Annotated in this window: 18 protein-coding genes and 2 pseudogenes; 12 read left to right on the top strand and 8 right to left on the bottom strand. The window is 53.5% G+C overall.

Translation table 11 applies throughout. The features are described 5' to 3' along the window. The first annotated feature begins 27 nt into the window (after nt 1-27). From JMJ16_RS02680 to JMJ16_RS02690, 3 genes are read left to right on the top strand one after another with little or no spacing between them, the layout of a single operon-like run. A complete protein-coding gene (locus JMJ16_RS02680) occupies nt 28-642 on the top strand; it encodes an IS607 family transposase (protein ID WP_201378186.1) in 615 nt (204 codons plus the stop codon). Beyond that, a complete protein-coding gene (locus JMJ16_RS02685) occupies nt 614-1873 on the top strand; it encodes an RNA-guided endonuclease TnpB family protein (protein ID WP_201378188.1) in 1260 nt (419 codons plus the stop codon). The genes JMJ16_RS02680 and JMJ16_RS02685 overlap by 29 nt, the downstream gene beginning before the upstream one ends. A 40-nt stretch (nt 1874-1913) precedes the next feature. Next, complete coding sequence (locus JMJ16_RS02690) at nt 1914-2147, top strand: hypothetical protein (protein WP_201378190.1); 234 nt, start codon at nt 1914-1916, stop codon at nt 2145-2147. Between the two features lie 644 nt (nt 2148-2791). Here the strand turns inward: JMJ16_RS02690 and JMJ16_RS02695 are convergent. Next, the gene (locus JMJ16_RS02695) at nt 2792-3814 is read right to left on the bottom strand and encodes a DUF4331 family protein (RefSeq protein WP_201378192.1); all 1023 of its coding nucleotides are present in this window, start codon (nt 3812-3814) and stop codon (nt 2792-2794) included. A 460-nt stretch (nt 3815-4274) separates the two neighbouring features. Between JMJ16_RS02695 and JMJ16_RS02700 the strand changes: the two genes are divergently transcribed. Together JMJ16_RS02700 and purD are read left to right on the top strand one after the other, a co-directional pair. Further along, complete coding sequence (locus tag JMJ16_RS02700) at nt 4275-4532, top strand: transposase (protein WP_255553154.1); 258 nt, start codon at nt 4275-4277, stop codon at nt 4530-4532. 434 nt (nt 4533-4966) lie between these two features. Further along, nucleotides 4967-6238 (top strand): phosphoribosylamine--glycine ligase, encoded by a 1272-nt coding sequence (gene purD / locus JMJ16_RS02705; protein ID WP_201378201.1) that lies wholly within the window; start codon nt 4967-4969, stop codon nt 6236-6238. Nucleotides 6239-7085: 847 nt separating this feature from the next. Here the strand turns inward: purD and JMJ16_RS02710 are convergent. The 5 genes from JMJ16_RS02710 to JMJ16_RS55835 all read right to left on the bottom strand — a co-directional run bounded on the left by JMJ16_RS02710 (nt 7086) and on the right by JMJ16_RS55835 (nt 11953). Then, nucleotides 7086-7253, bottom strand: coding sequence for a hypothetical protein (locus JMJ16_RS02710; RefSeq protein ID WP_201378203.1), 168 nt, complete (start codon nt 7251-7253; stop codon nt 7086-7088). Nucleotides 7254-7325: 72 nt separating this feature from the next. Further along, the gene (locus tag JMJ16_RS02715) at nt 7326-8429 is read right to left on the bottom strand and encodes an RNA-guided endonuclease TnpB family protein (protein ID WP_201378205.1); all 1104 of its coding nucleotides are present in this window, start codon (nt 8427-8429) and stop codon (nt 7326-7328) included. A 409-nt stretch (nt 8430-8838) separates the two neighbouring features. Then, entirely contained in the window at nt 8839-9771 is a 933-nt protein-coding gene (locus JMJ16_RS02720; protein WP_201378207.1) for a hypothetical protein, read from the bottom strand. Between the two features lie 725 nt (nt 9772-10496). After that, complete coding sequence (locus JMJ16_RS55830; protein WP_201378209.1) at nt 10497-11387, bottom strand: transposase; 891 nt, start codon at nt 11385-11387, stop codon at nt 10497-10499. Further along, nucleotides 11309-11953 (bottom strand): transposase, encoded by a 645-nt coding sequence (locus JMJ16_RS55835; protein WP_201378211.1) that lies wholly within the window; start codon nt 11951-11953, stop codon nt 11309-11311. Before JMJ16_RS55835 ends, JMJ16_RS55830 begins: the two co-directional genes overlap by 79 nt. Nucleotides 11954-12217: 264 nt before the next feature. On the opposite strand from JMJ16_RS55835, the gene JMJ16_RS02735 reads away from it, so the two are divergent. Both JMJ16_RS02735 and JMJ16_RS02740 read left to right on the top strand, forming a co-directional pair. Further along, a complete protein-coding gene (locus JMJ16_RS02735; protein WP_201378213.1) occupies nt 12218-14110 on the top strand; it encodes an ATP-binding protein in 1893 nt (630 codons plus the stop codon). 191 nt (nt 14111-14301) lie between these two features. Next, a complete protein-coding gene (locus JMJ16_RS02740; protein WP_201378215.1) occupies nt 14302-15159 on the top strand; it encodes a tyrosine-type recombinase/integrase in 858 nt (285 codons plus the stop codon). 67 nt (nt 15160-15226) lie between these two features. Here JMJ16_RS02740 and JMJ16_RS55840 read toward each other — a convergent pair. Beyond that, nucleotides 15227-15798, bottom strand: a pseudogene (locus tag JMJ16_RS55840) (recombinase family protein). Nucleotides 15799-16133: 335 nt separating this feature from the next. On the opposite strand from JMJ16_RS55840, the pseudogene JMJ16_RS02750 reads away from it, so the two are divergent. The 5 genes and pseudogenes from JMJ16_RS02750 to JMJ16_RS02770 all read left to right on the top strand — a co-directional run. After that, nucleotides 16134-16331, top strand: a pseudogene (locus tag JMJ16_RS02750) (recombinase family protein); the annotation flags it as partial. Nucleotides 16332-17320: 989 nt separating this feature from the next. Then, nucleotides 17321-17758, top strand: coding sequence for a MarR family winged helix-turn-helix transcriptional regulator (locus JMJ16_RS02755; RefSeq protein WP_201378219.1), 438 nt, complete (start codon nt 17321-17323; stop codon nt 17756-17758). 138 nt (nt 17759-17896) lie between these two features. Beyond that, nucleotides 17897-18778, top strand: coding sequence for a TIGR03560 family F420-dependent LLM class oxidoreductase (locus tag JMJ16_RS02760; RefSeq protein WP_201378221.1), 882 nt, complete (start codon nt 17897-17899; stop codon nt 18776-18778). 202 nt (nt 18779-18980) lie between these two features. After that, on the top strand, nt 18981-19439 hold the full coding sequence (locus JMJ16_RS02765; RefSeq protein WP_201378223.1) for a helix-turn-helix domain-containing protein: 459 nt from the start codon (nt 18981-18983) through the stop codon (nt 19437-19439). 55 nt (nt 19440-19494) lie between these two features. Then, entirely contained in the window at nt 19495-20154 is a 660-nt protein-coding gene (locus JMJ16_RS02770) for an IS630 family transposase (RefSeq protein ID WP_255553157.1), read from the top strand. Nucleotides 20155-20209: 55 nt separating this feature from the next. Here JMJ16_RS02770 and JMJ16_RS02775 read toward each other — a convergent pair whose 3' ends face one another. Beyond that, a complete protein-coding gene (locus JMJ16_RS02775; RefSeq protein WP_201378226.1) occupies nt 20210-20449 on the bottom strand; it encodes a hypothetical protein in 240 nt (79 codons plus the stop codon). Between the last annotated feature and the right edge of the window lie 111 nt (nt 20450-20560).

Here is a 20560-nt window from a genome sequence, read left to right on the forward strand (position 1 = left end):
AGCACTAAATTGTGTTAAAATGTGTTTATGAAGAACACATACGATATCCAGGCATTCGGAAAACTTATTGGCAAGTCCACCAAAACGCTCCAAAAATGGGACCGTGAAGGCAAATTAGTTGCTCACCGTTCTCCACAATCAAACAGGCGTTACTATACGCACGATCAATACCTTGAGTATCGCGGGTTGAAAGCGCCAGAACAGGGCCTCACCATCGCTTACTCACGTGTCTCTGGGATTGCTCACAAGCCTGATTTGCTTCATCAAACACAAGCGTTAGAAGCCTATTGTCACCAGCATTCGCTCAAGGTCGATGAATGGATGTCAGATATTGGTAGTGGACTCAACTATAAACGCAAACAATTCAATCGTCTCATGGAGATGGTGGAGCTTGGTCAGGTACGGCGCATTGTTCTTGCCCATCGGGATCGGCTAGTTCGCTTTGGTTATGAATACTTTGAAGTGTTTTGCGAGCGACACCATACCGAACTCGTGGTCATCAATGGCGAAAACCTTTCTCCTGAACAAGAGCTTGTGCGAGATTTGATTGCTATCGTGACCGTCTTTTCGGCCCGGCTTCACGGATTGCGCTCCTACAAGAAAGCAATACAAGATGCTGCTTTGCAAAAAGATCAAGATTGACGTGAGCGAGCAGGATGCCGCTACGCTTGAGTTCATGCAAAGCAAGTGTAGAGGGCTGTACAACTGGTGGGTGATGCGGCTCAGAGAGGGCGAGAAGTGGGATCTCTACGAAGCTAAACGAAGCTTGCAAGAGAGCAAACAGCATGATCCTGAGCTCGTTCAGGTCTATGGGAAACTGCTGCAAGAGGTCTACTACCGCCTTCATGGTGCGATGAAAGCCTTCTATCGCAGAGTCAAAGCAGGAGAGACGCCAGGATTCCCGCGAGTACGCCCACGTCACTGCTTTTTCACGCTCTGCTATCCTGCAATGTATCTCAAGATTGAAGGCGATACGCTCATTCTGCCTACTGGTGGTGGAGGCAAACATGGTGCAAAGGTGTATCCCAACATTGTTGCACGCCTCACAGAAGCGCCCCCAGAGGGCTTTCGAGAAGTGGCGATCAGTCGCGATGGCAGAGGCAACTACTCTGCCTCATTTGTCAGAGAGCGCAACGAGAAACGACACGAAACAGAAGGAACGGTTGCTTTTGATCTCGGCATCAAGACCCTGGCAACAGGCGTCAATGAGCAAGGCAGAGTCTATACCATTGGCGGCTTCAAGGGGGCACGTTGGCACAACAAACAACTGGATAAGATTCGTTCCAAGCGTGACAAGTGCAAAAAGAAATCACGTCGATATCTTCACTTAAGCAAGATCTACAAGCGCGTTTCCCAGAAAAAACGCAATAAACAACAGGATAGTCTTCATAAAGCGTCACACTTGATAGCCCACAAACTGGTTGAGAGAACCGTTGTGGTTGGGGACCTTTCCCAAAGACAAATGGTCACGAAAGAGCATCGAGAGCGCAACAAACACCTCAATCGTGCAGTATTCAATGAGTGGGGCTTGTACACTTTCATTCAAATGCTCACCTACAAAAGCCAATTGTACGGGAAGGACCTTCACTTTTTAGATGAGCGCAATACCTCCAAGCAGTGTAGTGGCTGTGGGAATCTGCAAGCCATGCCACTGTGGAAGAGAACGTATTGTTGCGTCGAATGTGGACTCGTTATGGATCGCGATGAGAATAGTGCGCACAATATCCTGACGAGGTTTTTTGCTCGGCAAGAGCCACACACTCAGGCTCGTCCTGAGTGCGGTGTGCTGCATGCGACCCAAAGCGGCGTAGAAGTCAAAGTGGCTTCCTGTAAGGGGCAAGTGCAGCAATTGAATCTATTTGAGGGTGTGTAAGCACTTTTGAGTAGATTTAGAAAGGCAGACAGGCCTCAAGGTGAATGGCAACCTCAAGCTGTTCTGGGAGAGCATCCTTCCTGCTAGCCCACTGCCAGGAGTTTATCGTCAATGGCATGTCTACTCTGCCCAGACCCAGGCCCGCCAGGAAGATATTGTCCTGGGTGAAGGGCAGGCTATGGTTTTTACACCGCTCGAAAGAGTGCTTGACCTGGATTTGATTCCCACTATAAGGCTGATTGTAGAGCGCTTTCTGGAGCAAGCAAACCAGTAGGTAGCCAGGAAATCTATTCTTAACCTATGGCCAGCAGGATAATTCCCGCCAGAATCACGCACGCGCTCCCCAACCTGCGCCAGCTATGTTTCTCCGCCAGGAAATGCGCGCCCATGAAGGTGCTAGTAAATCCCCTACCAAGTGAGCAAGTTTGGCCCTCAAACATGAGAAATTGCCCTCAATCTTGAGCATCAGTACACACGTTTCCTGAAAAACTGCTCCAGAAGCGGCTTGTTGCGCTCGGTCGTTGTAAATTCGGGTGGTCAGCACACGCTTTTTGCACCTGACTTGTACTAGCCCGCGAGGAAAAACGGGCGTGATCAGTTCAAGAGCTCTCGATCCTCTCATGTTCGTTCGATCCTTCGGTCTCTTTTCAGCCGTGCCGTGGCGGAACATTCCCGTCTCTTCCCCGTAAATTGACACCTGTTGTGTGTGAGAAACGGCTTCCGGGGGTATGCGCGTCATCCGATGGTTGTTTTCCTTTTTCTGTGCATAAGGATCTTCACTTTGGAAGACCCCGGCGCTCTACCTCGGCCGAGTGTGAGCATATCCTGCGGGAGTGATCTGTGCTCTCCTGATCGCAAGCTCGTTGTGGACGAACCCAGTATGCTCGATGGCATGATGAGCTCGAGATTTGCGGCGGGTCACGCTGGCACGACGTACGGGAAGGCCTTGTCACGGAACTGCTTCGAGACGGATGGCTTGAGCCCCGAGGGCACCGCTGTGTTCACCACGAGGGACAGCATCGCTTCGGGTGCGTTGTCGGCCCGCATGCGGCCGTTGCGGGCGGCGAAGCTGTAGGTCGCAGGCGTTCCGACCACGTAGGACAGAACATCGGGGAACAGTTCCCGAGCCACGGTCTGGCCGTAGCCCTCCGGGTCGTCGGAGGTACCACTGGCCGCCACGGCGGCGGCGATGAGGTCTGCGATGTACTTGCCGTCGGCATCGAAGTCCTGGGATGGGTGCCGGGTGTTGGCGGGATTGGTGAAGTGGGTGTCGTCCGGCCAGAAGATTGGCCACATCATGGGGTGCCCAGCGCGGTTGACCTGTCGCCAGCCACCAGCGTCCGTGGCGAGCTTGGTGGCGCACCAGACGCCGATGTGGGCACCGGGCCGCAATTGCGGATGCTGGTGGGAGACCTCCAGCACGATGGATTCGACGGTGGTGCCAGCGAAGCTGTTCTGCGCCTTCTCCTGGTGCCATCCCGACAGGTCAAGTGCGGTCCCGTTTCTCACGGCCGAGTTGACCATGCCGAGCAGCGACAGATCGATGTAGAACGAGTCGGCGATGTGCCCAGCCCACAGCCGAGTGTCGGGCCCGGTGGCCGTCTCGCCAGTCCGGCCCTTGAGCAGAAGTTCGCCGGCTACCGAGTCCTCGCGCGCGTCGCCGCCAGTGAGAGCGTGCAACTGCAGAGCCTGTCGTCCGTCTGAGCCCACTTCGCCGAAGGACACGCGATAGGTCAGGTCTTCGAAATCGGCTCCGTCGAAGTGTATCTTGAACTCGTAGCGGCCCTTCGGATGGAAAGCCGGTTCAGCATGGGCTCCGGTGATGGTGGAGTTGACGTCCATGACGAACACGGTGCTACGATTGCTGGCAAAGACGTACAGATCGTCGATAAAGAGTTGGCCGCTCTGGCCTGCCAGAGGCGTATCAAGGTGATGGGACATGTCAAGTTCCTCCTAAAAAAGGATTGGGTCGAATGAAACCAACAGGGACAACTAACTACAGCAACGAAGAGAAAAGGGTTGCTCACAAAGCTCGACCGCAATATTGACCATGGACCTCTCCTATTCTATGGTTGCGTGTCAATCTGAGCATTGTCTGTTTTGTCTTCCAGTGCTTTCTCGTCTCGATGGGTCCCGACATTTTTCCCCTGCGTTTTTCCCGCTAAGCAAGAGGGGAAATAGACAACATCAAAAGCATTTTGGAAGAGAATGAGATCCTTGAAAACCTCTTTGGGCTCCAGAGAAAGAGGGGAAAGAGGTTTGCCATGCAAAATTGAGGGTCCACGTCTGCTCCTTGGTCTTTCTCGATTCAGCACCCACCTTGAAATGCTTCTTTATCGTCTTATATAGGTATTGCTGCCTGCTTAGCGGGAAAAACGCAGGGGAAAAATGTCGGGACCTCATGAACGCAATTGTTCTTTGGAACACGTTATATATGCATCGAGCATTGGAGGAGTTGCGGACGCGAGGCATGAAGCTAGCAGCAGAAGATATTGAGCGCCTCTCTCCACTAGGACACGATCATATCAATTTCTTAGGACGGTACTCATTTTCACTCTCTGATGAGATTCGCCAGGGCGCATTCCACCCCCTCCGAGAGGTGGATGAGACAGAGCAGGAACCTGGTGCTAAAACCGATGTGAGTGAAACCAGCGCCTAAAGCATTGCCATTTTTGGATGGCAGGATACATAGACATGTGCAATTTGACCTCAATTTCGACCAGTCCCTTGAAGGATATGTTGACCACCACTTAGCTTCTATCCTCGCTTTATCGCTCTGCGAATTGCTTTGTTGTTCAGCTTTTGAAGCATATCATATCCAGTAGTCCAAAAAGAGAAGTATAATTTGTCCAACAGTCCCTACAAGCTGTGTCGGATTTTTCTGTTCGCCGCACGATGGACTCGCTGACCGAGATATGGTTCAAAGCAGACACCATATGGGTCAAAACCTGTATTTGTTCGTGTGAGTATGGTTAACTAGAGGCTGAGGAAGATCTCCATGATCACTTCCGCACTATTGCCTAAAAACCGGCAGCGTCATGTCAAAGTTTACACGTAAAATACAATTTTGGAAAGGCAGTTTTTCTTCACTTTATGCGAGTAATGGTTATTGGTTCGGGGGCACGCGAACACGCGCTGGTCTGGAAACTGGCCCAGAGTCCCCAGGTCACGAAGCTCTACGCGGCTCCCGGCAATCCGGGCATGGCCGAGTGCGCCGAGTGTGTGCCTCTGGCGATGTCTCAGTTTAACGATCTAGCTACGTTCGCTGAAAAAAACGGCATCCATCTAACGGTGGTTGGACCGGAAATTCCCTTGATCGAAGGGATTGTCGATATTTTTCGCCAGCGCGGCCTGAAGGTCTTCGGTCCCGATTCAGCCGGGGCCGCGCTCGAAGGCAGCAAGGCGTTTGCCAAAGAACTCATGGCTTCGGCTGGTATTCCCAGCGCGCAGCATCGCACATTTCTGGAGGTCGGACCTGCTCTGGCTTACCTGGAGGAGCATGGCGCGCCGGTCGTGGTCAAGGCCAGCGCCTGGGCGGCTGGCAAGGGCGCGATCGTAGCGATGGATCTGGAGACCGCGCGCGATGCTGTGGAACAGATGCTGGTCCGACATACCTTCGGCGCGGCTGGCCGCATCGTGGTGATCGAGGACTATTTGCAAGGCGACGAGGTGAGCGTCATTGCCGCGTGCAATGGGACACACTATTTGCCCCTAGCCGTGACCCAGGATCACAAACGCGCGCTTGATAATGACCAGGGCCTGAACACTGGTGGCATGGGCGCGTACACGCCGGTGCCGTTTGTGGACGCAGAGACGGAGAAGCGCATGTATCGCGAGATTACTGCCACGACGCTCCAGGCCATGCAGGCGAAGGGTATTACCTTCACTGGTATTCTGTATACAAACATCATGCTGACCGCGCAAGGCCCGATGGTGGTCGAGCATAACACGCGCTTTGGCGATCCCGAAACGCAGGCCATGATGATGTTGCTGCGCGAGGATCTATTGAATATCGTGCAATTTGCTGAAACGCTGCCGGTAAAGCGCGAGACGCTCTGGCATCCCGGTTACGGCGTGAGTCTGGGGCTGGCTTCTGCTGGCTATCCAGGCAACTACCCGAAAGGCCTGCCTATTCACGGCATCGAGGAAGCCAATCGCCTGCCTGGTGTTCACGTGTTCCACGCCGGGACGGCCATGCAGGACGGTCAGCTCGTCACTGCTGGAGGGCGCGTTCTCAGCGTAGCTGCGCGCGGCGCAACCCTCCGCGAGGCTACCAGCCTTGCCTACGAGGCCGCGAAACTGATCTCGTTCGAAGGCATGTTCTATCGTCACGATATCGCACATCGCGGCCTGGAAGTGGAGTAGAGGCAAACGCATGTCGTCTGGGCGGCTAGTGGCAGTTTTTCCCATCCATCACTTGAGCACTGGGATGGCACCAGTTGGGGACCTTTTCCCGTCCCTAATCCCTACTCTTATGTAGCGAGAATAGAATACTGGAATGGCAAAGGCTGGCATGCTGTCTCGCAACAACATGCAGACGATGGAGAATTGGTACAAATGGCCGCTGCAGGCAGCAAGCTGTGGGCGATTGGCAGTATTTCCACGGGTAGTCCATTGATCGAGACAATGTGTTAGGCCTGTCAGTGTTTTTTTGACGAAAAGAGTCGGGTAAGAGGCCGAGTCCTGATTGCTCAGGCACACCAACCCCTCCCCGCCGAACAGGGCTTGCACGTTTCCGCGCACCCTGCTCTCCAAGAGCCGCTACCGATTCATTTTAGGCGATCCCCAAGTTACCCCTGATCGTCGGTCTATCCGTAGGTGCCCCGTTCATCATTCCCTTCTCCTTGAAGGTTGGCTCTGATGCAGGCTGCCTGAATGCATCGCATCTTTCATTCAGACCATCAGATATGGGCAATGACACCATCCCACAGAACAGGTATTGTCCGCCGTGACTGGGGTTCAAGTAATTCAGCTTTCACCATAGACAGCCTTGCTGCTTGTCCTCTGGCCCTCGGTGTTCGGGCTTCAACAGGCTTTTTCACTTCATGCTACTGTCCCCCTGAGCCTTTCTTCAGTCAGAGGTAAGAAGCTGCTTTACTCATGTTGCCTGAGTGAGGCGGCGGTCCTTGCCGCAGACGATCCTGGGCCTCTTTGGGCGCACTACGACGTACCATATAACTAGCGATACTTGCGGCCTTTTTTGAGAATCATCTCAAGCCAGCAGTAGGGTTTCGCAAAAGTTGCCCTCCATCCCATTGCGGCCTGCAAACAGGCCGCCTGAGTTGTTGACCAGTTGTGTTTTGACGGGCTGGCGGCCCGTCAAAACACAACTGGTCAACAACTCGTAAGCGCGGAGGCGCGAACAATGCGTGAGGAGCATGACCTTTGCAAAACCCTGTTATCTAAAACATATCTATTGTGACACTCCACGTCCCGTAAACGGGACGGGCTTCTAAGCCACGTCACCGGTTTGGCCTGTCTCCGAGGAGACCGTATCCGCGATACGTGGTTGGGCCGGTTCCTTGCTTAGACAACGTTGGGGCGTGTCTGCCCGACTACTCCTTGGCCTGGACAAGCCAGGTGGACGGAGATACGTGAAGGATTGAGGAAACTTCACCTGACAACCAAAGCTGAGTTGATGCATGTTGACCGAACCCACCAGATCACGGTGCCCCGTGAACCCACAGGCACGGCATGCCCACTGTCTTCCCTTGGGCTTGTGTCTATGCCCACATGCAGGACACTGGCTCGAGGTTCCTCGTTCCGAGCCGGTGAAGCTCATGATGTGAGCAGCCTGGCTTTTGTGCGTGAGATAGTCAATGTCCTTGCCATACTCCCACAAAGTCAGACGCTGATTGTGGTGTCTGCCACTCTTCTTGTCACGAACCCCATGAGGATTGCCGATGAAGAGGGTCCCAACCTGCTGCTCAACACAGAAGTCGATGACGTTGCGAGTCGCTTTGTGCCGCAGGTCGCGAATGCGTCGCTCGGCTCGTCGGCATTGTTTGTTCTTGGCGCGTTGCAATTTTTTCCAGCGACGCGAATACTTTTTACAGCAGGATTGCTTCCTGGCAAACTGGCCCAATTGCTTCGTCCGCTGGCGTTTGAGCGAGCGAATACCACGTCCGGTGACGATCATGGCTTTGCCTGTGTTCGTCGTAACGGCTGCCAGGTGGATCTCGCCTAAATCAACGGTGGCCTGGACGGTGCCTGCAGCCTCCTCGGCCTGTGGGACCTGCACACAGACATGCAGTTCAAACCCAGCGTTCCAGACCAGGGTACACGCCCCGCTGTTTTCTGGAAGCTCGATGGGCAGGACGAGGGATGGGCGCCCTCTGCCCATGGGCAGGACCACCCGCCCATGTTCTTTGCTCACTGCTTGTGCAGGCCACTTGACCGGGTAAAAACGTTTGGTGCGCCAGGGATACTTCATCTGCATCTGGGGATGGGTGTGACGGAGCTGGCGGGTGGTCTGGATGGTGGCGAGGAAGACGGCAACGATCATTTGTACTGATTGACTCTGCAGGGCAAAACGGCCCTTGGTGGCTTTCTGCAACGCGTCTCGTCCTGGTCAGGGCAGATGGGCGAGACGTGCGGCTTTATGCATTTCCATGCAACAATTCCACGCTTGTGCGGCTTCCACCTGAGCAGCTTTGAGGCGTTGGAAGAGTGCAGGCGACAGATAATTCAGTTGATAGATTTTTACCGTTTGCATGCAGAGCATGATAGCAGAAAAGAGCAGATGGGACAAGTGGGAAAAACCGGATATACTCACTCTTGAGTTGCCTCTCAGAACGATCCCGTACTTCAGAGAAGCGTGTCAGGGAAAGCGAGAGCAAGTTGGTTGGAGGCGGCCCCACCCACCCAGCCCGAAAGGAACGGCGCTTTCATCCCGTCCCATGAATGGAGACGGGACTTCCCGCGCCGGATGTCACTTTAGTAATGTGTGAATGAAGCGCGGAGCTCTACCAGGAGGCGCAGTGGTCGATCAAGCACTCTTCTAAAGTGGTGACTTGCTCGATCAGCATGGCAACAGACGGCCAGGCCCCCTGAGTAGCAGAATATTGTGCCTGACCAAGGAGGCGTGCCTGCTGGTCGAGCAGACGCGCAGCCTCTGGTTTCTGTCCTTCTGCCAGAAATGCCTGAGAGTCGAGTTTGCGCCGGACCGCCAGTGGCAACGCCCAATAGCGCAGATGCTCGGCTAGGCGCTCCGGTACCTCGGCATGCAGAGTCTGCGCCAGCATGCGCAAGGCGCGCACGCCTCCGTAGACTGCTGGCCCTCCAGGATCTCGTTGCAGGCTGGCGGGAACCAATGACAGTGTGCGTGCAATCATTTCCTGGCGGCTGACTGTCTCGACCTGCCGAAAGACTGAACGGAGTGTATAGGCGGCATTATCAATATGTTCGAGTCTCTCAGCGCGCCAGGCTTGAAGCAGTTCAGAGAGAGGCAGCGTCGCGTAAGGGAAGCCTTTTGGGTCGTGAACTCGGACATGCTCGTGTTCTATTGCCAGAACCACCAGGAAATGATCGCTTCCGCCAGCAAAGCGGTAATTGGGATTATAGGTTAGATAGCCCATGTCTAGTGGACCGAGTAGTACCGGACCCTGTTGGATGGCAGTATGCAGGCGCTGGAGGGCTAGCTGTTCATCTCCTCCACGCTCTAACTGGCATGTCCAACCCAGCGTCTCTAGCGCGCGAGTTAAGCCCTGGTCAACTGGATCTCCGTCGAAGAAAAAGACTTGAGCCTCGCGTAGATAGGTATTACCAAAGGGCATGGTGGTAAGACACTCCAGAAAACCAGGTGCGGGCAGGGTAGCGGGATTCGCTCCGCCTCCAAGCAGGCTCATATGCAGACTATAAGCATAGCAATAGTCGCTGTTTCCAACGTATGGGAGCATATATTTTCTCCTTTCAGTATCTGCCTCGACTTTCTGAGGCTACTATTTCCCTGTCGTCCTGATTCCTCGTATTCAGGACGACAGGACTATTTCCTGCTGTCGAAGCAGTGATGGTTCCTCTAAGAACAAGGATATATCGAATTTTATGAGTATGTCAAGCTTATAATATATTTTTGAATTTCAAATTGAATATTCGAAATATTCAATTTGAAATGAAAATTTAGTGTGAGATGTTTGAAAAGTATATAGTGCATTAATTGGAAAAGCGGAAGACATTGGGATAATCAGAGGAACTATTTTCCTGGGACAGGCTGTTCTTCTCCTGGAAGCATTCTCACCAGAACTGGCAAGCCCTTAAAAACCCCAGGGTTTCTCAAAAGTCCAAGACCCAAGCCAGAGCCTCGTCAGGATGGGAAGCAAAACGCCGAAGCTGACGAGAGACACAAGAGATCTGATGCAAATCCATCAAGGAAAGCACCACGGAGTTGAGCACAGCAAGCATAGAGACCACTGAGGAAAGCGAACCCGGCAACGATCCTCACCTAACACATACCTGGTGCCATATAGCTCTTATTATATGGTATGAGCACGAAAAATGAGTGGAGCCTATTGACGATCAACAGGCTCCACTGGCCGATTTTTCTTTTTCTGTTACTCGACGAATATATGAGCAGTTTTCCTAGTTATATAGTACACGAGTACTACCGATACTTTGTTGGCGAGGGTCAAGCGGAGCTGTAGAGAGCGAGGCCCTGTCCCCGCTCAAGCCCTTGAAAGAGTCGTTGCACGGCAGGAGGTGGGGGCAGTGACGACCAACCGCTCCAATAGCGCCTGAGCATGATCCAAGGCTCGAGCCATCCCCGCACGACTCGAAGGGCTGCTGGCCACGACACCTGCGGCCGTCTCTCGTGGGCCGTGGTGATTTTTTTCCCCGCGTCGGCTGGCGCGGCCGAGGTACTGGTGGTGGGAGCGGTTGCTGGTTCAGGCGGCTGGCTGAACGCTTGGGCCGTGCACACGGCCGGGTGACTGAGATGGTACCAGCAAAAGGAGAACGCGCAACAGACCAATTGCCAATGCCGGCGGATCGCGGTGTCGCTTCGCACCTGATACTGGGACCAGCCCAAGGCGTGTTTGACGTGTTTGTAGCTCTGTTCAATCCACATGCGCAACCCATAGAGCCTCATCACTTCTTCCAGCGTGGCTGCAGGCCATGAGGCTTCCGTTTCAGAGGAGGCCGGCAGGTTCGTGACCAGGTACGAGGTCGTGGTGTCAGGCAGCTGCTGGGGGTCGGTTGCCACCACCATGGCCCGTTCCTTCTGATCTGGGCCAAATGGCCCCGCCACGATCTCCAGCGCCCACCAGTCCTCTTGACGCCCATCGCGAAAGGTCCTGCAGACGCACACCCACTTGCCTGGATGCTTACTCCCCTTCCATCCAGCCTCATGGGCGACATCTTGCAAGGTTCCGGCTTCTTCTTCTGGATGCCACCAGGCGTGGGAAGGCTTGAGAGCCAGCACATACGGGACCTGTAGATCGGCTAAACCGCTGCGAAAGCCGCGATCCTCGCCATAAAAGGAATCAGCCACCACCGCTCGAAAAGGGAGGGCCTGCTGCATGGCTCGTTGCACCAGTTGCAAGGCAATCTTGAGTTTCGTACGAAGGCTGGGTCGTGTTCCCCCTTGGCAAAATAGAGCGCCGGGGTGTAGGGTTCGACATCCAGCGGGTAGTAGACGCGCTCGTCGGCCCACAGACTGCTGACGGAGACCACGCCATTGTCAATCTTACCCACATTGGCCAGGTACTGGCGGCTCACATGCGCCGTTTTGTGGCCATCCTTGCGATCCCCTGTCTCATCGATGACCAGGACCCCGTCCTTGGTCGGCATTGTGCTGGGGTCCTCGCGCAAGATGGTGAGCCGCTCAGCTTGCACCTTGCGCTCATCGCAGTCCGACTCGGAGAGAAACCATTGTAAGGCCTGCGCTCGTGGCTGGTGCGCTCCCACCAGTGGCTCGGTGTTGACCAGCCCGGTGAGGGTCTTGTTCCGCTCGCTTGGCAGCAAGAGCCCCTCGAGATAGCGGCGGAACCCTTCGCGCTGATTGCTCTTGCCAAAGATGGGATCAAAGCACCTCGCATAGTCCTCCAGTGGCCCTGGAGCTGCGGCGACCTCGATGCGTTTTGTCATCTTCTTCTCTCCTCCTTCTCTCTTCTTCTCCTTTCATTCTCCTCTCCCTTCCATCCTCGCCAACAAAGTACCGCTACAGCGGTGTTCACAAAGATTGAGCTATCCCAATAATTGGCCTCTCTTTCAAGAGAAAGAGTGCTCGCTCTGGCAATCTTAGTGTGATGAGATTACAGTCTCTTTTCTACGACGCATACAATAACCTTAGAATCAGGTTCTTTTTCTCAGCTTGCAACACGATTGAGCCTTTCTGAAAGGAGCTCTCAGGTGAGGGAACGCTTGCAACATGTCACACAGCGCAAACAGAAACAGGGTGGAACGCCTGGAGAGAAGCCGGTTCCTCACGCCCGCCCTTTGAGGGGAACACACAAGCGACTCAACCAGGTGGAAGCCATCTGGGAGTCTTTCCCGGAGGGTCTCATTACGTGTGATCGCAACCAGAAGATTGTACGGATCAATGCCGCTGCTCGCAAGCTCTTTGAAGTGGGTTCCGAAGCCCAATGTCAAGGAAGAGGCTACCAGCAATTTCTCACATCTTACATCCGCTCTGATGAGCAGCCACCATGCGCTCCCTCAGAGCAATGGCTGGTGAACTTCGCTCTTGCCGGGATAACAGGAGCCTGTTCGCCAGCACAGGCGCTGCTGCTGCATCTCCCTTCCGGGCGCACGATCTCCGTTACGGTTCGTTCCTTTTCCGCGAGTGATCAAGAGCGCGACGTGGAAGAAACTGTCTCTATCATCCAGGAGTTCACACATTGCTGTCAGGAAGTCTCCCACCTCCAACGTGCCCACGAGGCGATGTTGAAGTTGATTGCCGCGATCGAGCAGATTCCTGAACAGATGAATCACCTCTTGCCAGAAGAAACCTTCCTTCTCTCGCCTCAGGTGCTCTTCGTAGCCCAGCAGGTGGTGGATGTCATCCGGTCTGTCCTGGATGGTCGCCGGGTGAACATGCTCGCGTTCGGCCATCGAACAGGTCATCTGTATTTTGTCGCAGGAAGTGGCTATACCGCTGAACGAGAACAGTACTGGCGAGACATTGGGGGACGCTTCGATCCCTCAGAATGGATTGGCGACGCGGCCTTCGCCCGCCTGGGCGCCAACCAGGAGGTCGTGCTTGCGAGGGATCAGTTGCACACCATTGAACGTCTCGGGAAACAACTGCCTTTTCCGGCGCCTCTTCACCCCGCGTCTTCTGGCTCCGAGACCCTCCTGTTCGTTCCTCTGTTTCTGGAGCAGCAGTGGGTTGGAATATTGACCATCATCACAGCGACTTCTAAGGGGGAGTACATGCCAGAGGAGATTGCGCTTGTGAAAGCCGTCACCGCGCAGACCATGCTGCTCCTTGAGGGCATCCACGGTCTCTCCGCCCAGGGAGAGCAACAGAAGAGAGCACTCGTCCAGCGCGAGGTGCATCGCCTGGCTGGCGACTTTCTGACCCTGGCCACGCATGAATTGCGCACCCCACTGACGGGGATCATGGGCAATCTGCAATTGGCACAGCGCCGCTTGAAAGCCTTAAAGGATCAGTTCACGCCTCTGTCAGCCCAGATCCGCGACTCACTGGTCTCTGTTCAGCAACCCTTAGTCTCAGCTTCGCAGAGCGCCCGGCTTCAGCAACGGATGATCAATGACTTGATCGATGATGCGCGTATCCAGACCCATACGCTCACGTTGTCCTTGACCCCTGAGGATCTGGGCACCCTGCTCAGAGAGGTGGTGGCCAGGCAGCAACAATCTGCGCCAGAGCACCCCATCGTGCTGGATGTTCCGCCTTTGGAACAAGGCGTGCCCATCCTCGCTGACGCCGAGCGGATCACGTACGTGCTCACCACCTACTTGACGAATGCACTCACCTTTTCTTCCCCAGGACGGCCTGTCGAGGTGCACGTACGGGTGGAGGGAGCGCTCGCCCGTGTCTCCGTCCACAACGAGGGAACAGGCATTGCCAGAGAGGATCTTGATCATATCTGGGAACGCTTCTATCGCGCCAAAGGCAGCGCCGTCCAGCATGAACTGGATCTGAGTTTCGGATTGGTCCTCTATTTGTGCCGGGAGTTCATTGAACGACATCAGGGGAGCGTTGGGGTGCAGAGTGCTCCTGGTCAGGGAGCCACGTTCTGGTTTACTTTACCCATCACCACATTTCCAGGAGAGTGACACAAGCTTGCCTGCCATGTAGCTCAATTTTTATGAACCCCGCTGTAGCAGTACTTTGTTGACATGGGATTTCGTCTCACTTTAAACTCATCAGAGACGGATGATCCGACCTCAAATTGCTCAGGACAGAGACTCGAAATTAGGAGTGGTTTCCCAAATCCACAAACTACCGGTAGGAGAAGGAGAACGCCATGTCTGAGCAGCCACCACAAACGTCTGATGCTGTCGAGGTCTTTGTTGCCAGCCTCCGTCAACGTTCTGTTCCGGTCAACACGATCAAGTCGTATGCCCATGATTTGCGCTTGTTTGTGCGATTTGCGCCTGCTGATCTGCCAGCGGTGACTGGAGAAACGGTTCAGGCTTTTCTCGCCAGCTTCTATCATTTGAGTGCCGCGACACGAAGACGGCGCTACAGCACCCTCTGTGCCTTTTACCATTGGCTCATTCGTCATGGGGTGGTCGAGACGAATCCGATGGAACGGCTCGATTCTATTGAGCAAGTCGAGCGTGAACCTCGTCCACTTTCGCCTGAAACGGTGACAAAGCTTCTTGGGGCTATTCCTGTCTCCAACCTACGTGATCGGACCCTTTTTACCCTCTTGTATGAAATGGGAATTCGCGTCGGGGAAGCACTTGGCCTCCTGGCGACAGAAGTGGACCTGACGCAAGATGATGAGAAGATCCGCGTCTTTGGGAAGGGCCAGCGGGAGCGAACGGTGATGCTGACCGCCGCGCCTGAAAGTGTGCGCTTGCTTCGGCGTCACCTCAAGCAGAGTCACATCACCTCTGGTTCGGTCTTCCGTGATGATCCGCGCTATGGAGGCAGTCCCCTGCTCCTGGAGTATAGCGTCGCCCATTACGCCTGGCAGAAGTACTGTAGACTCGCAGGCGTCCAGGCCACGATTCACCAACTACGCCATAGCCGAGCTAGCCAGCTCCTGCAAGCGGAAGTACCGGTGACGACCGTCCGCAAACAACTGGGTCATCGCAATATTGGGGTCATAACATTTTTTCGTACACTTTTCCCCGCTAAGGGGTTGCAAGCCTGATAGGAGCCTTCAATCTCCCCGCTAACGCAGGCGCAAGCAGGAAAGGCTATCGGCCATCTACTCGCTTTCATTCTGGTGTTTGTGCCTTCTGCTCTCTGACGTATCGATATAAGGTCGAACGGGAGATCTCAAGCGTCGAACAAATATCATCAATGGAATGGTTTGGATCTGCAAACAGACGCAAGGCCAGGGCAACTTTCCCATTGGAGGTCAGTTTTCTGGGTCTCCCTCCTACGCGCCCCCTCGCACGGGCTGCGGCTAATCCTGCATTCGTTCGCTCTCGAATCAGATCGCGCTCAAACTCAGCCAGCGCTCCCATCAGGTGAAAAATCAGCTTTCCTCCTGGGGTTGTCGTATCAATATTCTCGGTGAGGCTGATAAAGTCTACCCCATGTCCCTGAAGGCCGTTGAGGGTTGCGATGAGGTCTTGGAGGAAGCGGCCTAAACGGTCAAGTTTCCAGACCACCAGGGTGTCTCCTGGCCTGATAAACGCCAGGGTATCCTCCAAGCTTTTGCGTTCAAAGGTTGATCCGTCATCTTATCGCTGAAATACTTCTCACATCCCGCTTCTTTCAACGCATCCCTTTGTAATGCCTCGTTTTGTTCTTGCTTGGAAACCCGGATATAGCCAATCTTCATAGAACCTCTGCTGTAAATGTCACTTACTCATCTAAGATCGATAGTTTTGACATTTTGATTTTGACATGAGTTTTGAGATTCGTCAAGCGTCCATTTCACGCTTGCGGAGGTGATGCACAGCTCCCCCGAAAAGACTGAACAGTTTGTGCCGAAAAACGGCCGTTATCTAAAGGTAATAAGAGAAGCATCTTCATAGTCTTTAATGAGAGGAAATACGCTCTGTTTCACTGACCCGCGTGATGTACAAAGCGGTACTCGGCTTGCATTTCCAGCAGCGTAAAGCCCAGAAGAAAGCAGGCCAGCTAGCATTGTTCTAGCTAACATAAGGAGCAGATATGTTAATCGGCTACGCCCGTGTTTCGACGCATGACCAGAACCTTGATTTCCAGCTGGATGCCCTTTTAAAAGCGGGCTGCGACGCCAAGCATATCTACACAAACAAACTCAGTGGCACCAAAACCGAGCGTAAAGGCTTAGACGAAGCCCTCAGTCATCTCCGAGCAGGGGATACGTTAGTGGTATGGCGCTTGGATCCTAAAGAAAGTTGCAAAGACTATGCACGTCAGTAAGACGACGCTTTATCGGTAGCTAGCTACAGACGAGACGGGAGGGACATGTACCTATGAATGAAGATGACTCGAATAATGATATTCGCTACGGGTATTTTCATGCAGATGAAAATGGGGAGCCAGGCCGCCCGATGACTAGACAGGAATGCATCGAGCACTATTGGCTGACCGCTGATAGAGATCCCTCTTCACTCGCAGATCTTTATTTAGATTTCGATATCTTCAGTAGAATCGAATTTATTATTTTTAAGAATCGCCTCAGCTCAGCAATACTTGTCTCGAACGCGGCAAAAAAGACACTTGATGATCAGACGAATTGCAGATCGTTTTCCGCAATGTTGACCCAAGTACACAAAGCTCTTTACAGATCCCATGAAGGAGGCTCATGTTCTCTCAGCCTCCTCCTGTTCTCTTTGTTAGATACGCATGACAATCCCTCTTTTGGCAAAGAGGGCAAAGATATTCTCCATCATCTGTTCTACGTCCTAAGGTTGCCAGTGTTCACTCTCATCAATAGAGTGTTATGGGCATCTCTGCTTTGCTCCACATTCAGTTTCAGTCCCAGACAACCGAGCTATTCCTTTCCATCAAACTACGATAATTCGCCACATTCTGTGAATATATTGTTTCACTCTCAGATGAGTTTCTATTCATCACCCCCACATACGTCGTAGAAGATACTCAGGTGTCAAGAAGAGGTAGGTACTGCTTCAACTACCTCAGATTGTCACAGAGAATTCTTTGGCAAGGAAGTGAGCTTCTCGTTGTAGCATATGGAACCCCAGCATCGGGCCATCGCACCTTCGTTCCGGGAAGATTGACCCTCAGAATCTGTTGTGCTTGTTCTAGTCCGCCGAAACTGAGCTCCTGCCTCTTGAAGCAGAGTTGACAACACCAGGAAAATATGGCTTAATCTCTTTAACTGGTTAATGAAAAATACTGGAGAACGAAGGATGAAGACGGAATCGTTTCTACAGGTGTTTGCGTATCTTTCCAGGAGAGCCAAGGAGGCTGGTAGGCAACAGCTTCAACGCTATGGCGTTCACGCTGGTCAGCATTACCTCCTCGAATTGCTCTGGGAGACACCCGAGGGCCTTACGGTGGGAGAAATAGCCCAACGGCTTGCTGTTGAAGCCCCTTCGATCACCCGAACCGTTCAACGGATGGCCCGCCAGGGATTGGTGGAGAAACATCCCCATCCCACTGACGCTCGATTGGTCATTGTGAAACTGACGACGAAAGGAAAGGCGCTTCAGGCGGTCATCCCGCAGGTCATAACCTACGTTGAGGAGCAGATGCTCGCAGGTCTCTCTGAGGTCGAACGGGCCTTTTTGATGCGCCTGGTCAAACAGATGCTTCAGAATCTTGAGGATATCCCTTCGGCACCTTGACGCGCGAAAGCAAAGAACCTTGGAGTCGATCTGTTTTTGCCTATTTTATTTTTCATTAATCGGTTAATGTTTTGTGCAATGCTTGACCGCTTCCCCCAGAAACGGTTAGGCACTTGGAAGAAGAGAAAGAGAGCACTGATGAGCACCCAAGTACACTTTGGCATTCATACTCCCCAACAGCATATCAGCTACCAACGACTCCTTGAGATCTGGTTAGAGGCAGACCGCGAACCCTTGATTGACCATATGTGGCTCTTCGACCACTTTATGCCTTTACGCGAGCCTACAGATGGTCCCTGTTTTGAAAGCTGGACCTTGCTCGCAGCACTTGCCGCACGGACAGAGCGCGTGCGTCTGGGACATCTAGTGACAGGCGTTACGTATCGTCATCCCGCCATTCTGGCCAGACAAGCCGTCACGGTGGACCATATCTCAGGAGGGCGGCTCAATTTTGGCATTGGAGCCGCGTCGCATGAACAAGAACATCAGGGCTATGGCCTGACTTTTCCTGGCGCAGCCGAACGGGTGAAACGGCTCGATGAAGCCTGCCAGGTCATCCGGCAGCTTTGGACGGAGTCAACACCAAGCTTTGATGGTCACTATTATCAATTACACCAGGCCCATAGCGAACCGAAGCCCCTGCAAAAGCCATATCCCCCGATCATTATCGCCGCAGCAGGCGACCAGATGCTTCGGGTCGTTGCCAAACATGCGAATGTGTGGAGCGCCATGTCTCCAACCCTCGAGGATTTTCGCGAGAAAAACGCTCGTCTGACGCAGCACTGTGAAGCCATCGGGCGTGACCCCAGCACGCTTGAACGCTTAGCCGCCTTTCGGCTCAATCCGGCTGATGCGGATTTTCGTCAAGCACGTGAGACGGCACAGATCTGGATCGAGGCCGGGGCAACCCATCTTGTCTTGAGTATCGTTGAACTTTACCAGCAGGAAGAGGTCATCCCACGCCTGGTTGATAAAATCATCAAACCGCTCACGCAGAGCGATGAACAGAAATCAGCTTGAAACGGTTTTGATCTCCTCACTCTCCTCTGGATCAACTTCATTTTGCTTCTCCTGAAAGGCCGAGGAATGCTTCCGGGCGGCTTTTGCGCAAGATCGTCGCCCGGAAGCGAGTTTGTCAAAGACGAGCCGCCGTGGCCCAGATGACATGTCACAGAAGTCGAGGAAAGAGCAAATCAAGAAGAGCGAAAGAAGGAATGCAAGCATGAGCACGTATCATTACACGTATTCGGTGAGATTGAACCAGGAGCAACGCCGATGGCTGGAGGCAATGACGCAGATGAGCGGCACTCCAGCCAAACACTACGTAGTGGCGCGGGTGCTCCTGATGAGCGATCAGAGTCAAAGCGAACCCAGCCACACCGATGGACAGATTGCCGAGGCGCTCTCCATCAGTCGCCGCACGGTGATTCGCATCAAACAACGGTTTGTCCAGGAGAATCTGGGGGTGGCCCTTACGGGAAGCTTTCCACGAGAACGTCCCGAACGGCGCTGCCTAGATGGCAAAGGAGAAGCCCAACTGATTCATCTCGCGTGTAGCAAGGCTCCCGATGGGCGACAACGCTGGACGCTCGAACTGCTCGCCAACCAGATGGTGAAATTGGAGTACGTCGAGCATATCAGTCCTGAGACTGTCAGGCAGGCGTTAAAAAAAACGAGTTAAAGCCGTGGCTCAAAAAATCGTGGTGCTTTCCCAAAGAAGCCGATGGGAACTTTGTGTGGCGCATGGAAGATGTGCTGGATGTGTATTGCAGCCGTATGATCCGTTGGTGCCCAGACTTTGCATGGATGAGATGGGCAAGAATCTTGTCAAGGATAAATATTCCCCTGAACCCGCCAAGCCAGGGCAGGTAGCGCGCGAAGACTACACGTATGAGAAAAAAGGCAGTGAGAACCTGTTCATTGCGTATGAACCACTCGCGGGCAAACGTTATCTGAAGGTCACAGAACACCGCACCAAGAAGGACTGGGCGCTCTTTATGCAGGAGATGCTCGAAGAGCACTATTCTGATGCCCCCAAAGTTGTCCTAGTGATGGACAATCTCAATACGCATACGCCCGCTTCTTTCTATGAAATCCTTCCGCCGGAACAGGCCAAAGCGCTGATCGACCGCCTGGAAATCCACTACACGCCGAAGCATGCGAGTTGGCTGAATATTGCTGAGATCGAACTCAGCGTGCTGGCGCGGCAGGGCCTGGCCCACAACATTGCGACTGTTGAGCAACTCTGTCAACAAGCGCAACAGTGGCAAGATCAACGGAACCGGCAGATCGGCACGGTCAACTGGCAATTTCGGACGGCTGATGCGCGCATCAAACTCAAGCGCCTCTATCCGGTGCAGCAACCTGACGCTCAACCTCCTGGACATGTCGTGTGACAAGCTGACCTAGTTGAAGCAGTACCTTCTGCCTCTGTCACACAATCTGTCGCGATTACACCCCACCTGCGATGCCATCTGCTGTGATCCCAATCAGAACATCGTTCCCATCCTCCAAGACGTACATCACGTCTTTTCCATGACTGCGATACGTCCAGATCACTTTCCCCTGTATCCCATTGACAAGCGTAATCGTATCGCCCACCATGTACGTGCCATCGCTCACCAAATCACCAAATAGCGCTCTATATTGGCGAAAAAGCTCCATTCTCCGCTTCTGTTCATCACTCTTCATGGTTCCCTCCATTTTCTTTGGCATGGTGTGGACACTCTACCAAGCAATGTGAAATAGAATACCACAAATAGCTCATTCTCCATTCTGCTCCGTTCTTTGAGCGAAAAACCT

It is taken from the genome of Ktedonobacter sp. SOSP1-52, assembly GCF_016587395.1.